At 56.3% G+C, this 2654-nt stretch carries 2 protein-coding genes and 1 pseudogene; all 3 read left to right on the forward strand.

Going from position 1 to position 2654, the window contains the following annotated elements; all coding sequences use genetic code 11:
- Positions 1–411: pseudogene (locus DFP89_RS19800) on the forward strand (hypothetical protein); the annotation flags it as partial.
- Positions 412–472: 61 nt separating this feature from the next.
- The gene (locus DFP89_RS19805; protein ID WP_114351019.1) at positions 473–673 is read left to right on the forward strand and encodes a type II toxin-antitoxin system Phd/YefM family antitoxin; all 201 of its coding nucleotides are present in this window, start codon (positions 473–475) and stop codon (positions 671–673) included.
- Between the two features lie 121 nt (positions 674–794).
- Positions 795–2582 (forward strand): type I restriction endonuclease subunit R, encoded by a 1788-nt coding sequence (locus DFP89_RS19810; protein WP_220269895.1) that lies wholly within the window; start codon positions 795–797, stop codon positions 2580–2582.
- Positions 2583–2654 lie beyond the last annotated feature (72 nt).

Consider the following 2654-nt stretch of genomic DNA (forward strand, 5'->3'; position numbering starts at 1 on the left):
ACCGTCGCCGGAATCCCCGATAGCCTCGGCGGCAAGCGCATGGCAATCCGCGTCGCGGAACTGGCCCGCGCCGGGCTGACGCCCGACTGGATGCCGGGTGCCGTCCCGCGCTGCGTGCCGACCATCGTCAAACAGAACCAGCATGGAACGCACGCAGGCGCCGTCGTCGTCGGGACGGAGCGCATCCGCGTGCGTGGCGCAGGCGCTCGCGCTACATGGAAGACCATCGACATCCTTGCTTGCCCGATCACGTTCTCGCCCCATCCACAGCAGATCGAAGCTGCCCGGCGCGGCTATGACGACTGGTGGCAGGCGCTGGGTTGGGTGCGCGAGGGGCTGATCGCGGGTGGGATGCTGCGCGAGGTTGAGGTGACGGATGCCATGCCGAAGGTGCGGCCTTGGGCACGATAGACCATTGCTAAATTCAGCCAAAATGGCCAAAAGATAGAGGCCACAGGCCGGGAGCGAGGAAATGCAAACCCTAAGCGCGAAGGACGCAAAGTACGAATTCGGGCGGCTGATTGATCTCGCCCGAGCCGAGCCGGTGGCCGTGACAAAGCATGGTCGAGCCGTCGTCGTGGTAATTGCTGTCGAGGAGTATGAGCGGTTAAAGGACATTGAAATGGATAATGAGAATCGCCGCTCGGGAAAGACTAGTGGGACAGATCAATGATCCGGACTATTCAAGAATCTCAAGTGCTTCCGGTTCTGAATTTTCAGAACCACGCACCTGTGCAATTTACAAGAAGGAAACTCCTTCTATCAGAAGGGTTTAATATATAATGAGTCTCGTGATGGCCACGAACAGACCCGAACGCGATATTGAAGACGCCCTGATCGCGAAACTCAAAGAGCTTAAGTATGAGTATCGACCCGATATTCGTGATCGGGCTACTTTGGAGGCGAATTTTAGGAGCAAATTCGAAGCGCTAAATGGGGTCAAACTCACCGATGGCGAGTTTCAGCGGCTGCACGATGAAATCGTCACGCCGGATGTTTTTACGGCGGCGCGAACCCTGCGCGAGCGGAACAGTTTCACTCGCGATGACGGGACGCCGCTCAACTACACGCTCGTGAACATCAAGGATTGGTGCAAGAATTCCTTCGAGGTCGTAAACCAACTCCGGATCAACACGGACAACAGCCACCACCGTTATGACGTCATTCTGCTGATCAACGGGGTGCCGGTTGTTCAGATTGAACTAAAGACCCTTGGCATCAGCCCGCGTCGCGCCATGGAGCAGATCGTCGATTACAAGAACGACCCCGGGAATGGCTATACCAAGACAATCCTGTGCTTCCTCCAGCTCTTCATCGTCAGCAATCGCGATCGGACGTTTTACTTCGCGAACAACAACGCGCGCCATTTCGCATTCAATGCCGAGGAGCGCTTTCTGCCGGTCTATGAATTCGCGGATGTCGATAACAACAAGATCGTCCATCTCGACACCTTCGCGGAAACCTTCCTTGTAAAATGTACGCTCGGTCAAACAATCAGCCGGTACATGGTTCTGGTCGCGAGCGAGCAGAAACTGCTGATGATGCGTCCGTATCAGGTCTACGCGGTGAGGGCGATTGTCGACTCCATCGCCCAGGATTGCGGCAATGGCTACATTTGGCACACGACGGGCAGCGGCAAGACACTCACCTCCTTCAAGGCATCAACCCTCTTGAAGGACAATCCCGACATCGAGAAATGCCTCTTCGTCGTGGATCGCAAGGACCTTGATCGCCAGACGCGCGAGGAGTTCAACAAGTTCCAAGAAGGCTGCGTCGAGGAGAACACCAATACGGCGTCCCTCGTTCGGCGCCTTCTTTCGAACGATTACGCCGACAAGGTGATTGTCTGTACGATCCAGAAGCTTGGCCTCGCGCTGGACGAGAACAGCAAGCGCAACAAGCAGCAGAAGAAGGACGGCAAGAAGAGCTTCAAGGAGCAGCTGGAACCCCTGCGCGAAAAGCGCATCGCCTTCATCTTCGACGAATGCCACCGTTCGCAATTCGGCGAGAACCACAAGGCCATCAAGGAGTTCTTCCCCCGCGCCCAGCTCTTCGGCTTCACCGGGACGCCCATCTTCGATCAGAACGCCGCGCAGCAGAAAATCGAAGACACCCAAGCCAGCATGAAGACAACGGAAGATCTATTCCAGCAGCGCCTTCACACTTACACGATCACTCACGCCATTGAGGACGGAAACGTCCTCAGGTTCCATGTCGACTATTTCAAGCCCCAAGGCAAAACCCTGCCGAAGCCGGGTGAACCGCTGGCCAAGCGGGCGGTCATCGATGCGATCCTCGCGAAACACGACGCGGCAACCGGTCAGCGCCGCTTCAATGCCCTGCTCGCCACCTCGTCGATCAATGACGCGATCGAGTATCACACCCTCTTCAAAACGATTCAGGCCGAAAAGCTGGCAACGGATCCCAACTTCCAACTGCTGAACATCGCATGCGTCTTCTCCCCGCCTGCCGAGGGCAATCCTGACGTAAAGCAGATTCAAGAAGACCTGCCGCAGGAGAAGGAAGACAACGCGGTTGAGCCGGAGAAAAAGAAGGAGGTGTTGATTGCCACTGAGATTTGACCCGGCATTGTCACCGAGAACTGACCCACCCAGTGGTTATGTTCTGCGTGTTATGATGGCGTCAATGCTAGT

Source organism: Paracoccus lutimaris (assembly GCF_003337565.1).
Taxonomy (GTDB): Bacteria; Pseudomonadota; Alphaproteobacteria; order Rhodobacterales; family Rhodobacteraceae; genus Paracoccus; species Paracoccus lutimaris.

Coding starts and splice junctions, on each gene's coding strand:
- DFP89_RS19805 (WP_114351019.1), top strand. CDS start 473: ATGCAAACCCTAAGCGCGAAGGACGCAAAGTACGAATTCGGGCGGCTG.
- DFP89_RS19810 (WP_220269895.1), top strand. CDS start 795: ATGGCCACGAACAGACCCGAACGCGATATTGAAGACGCCCTGATCGCG.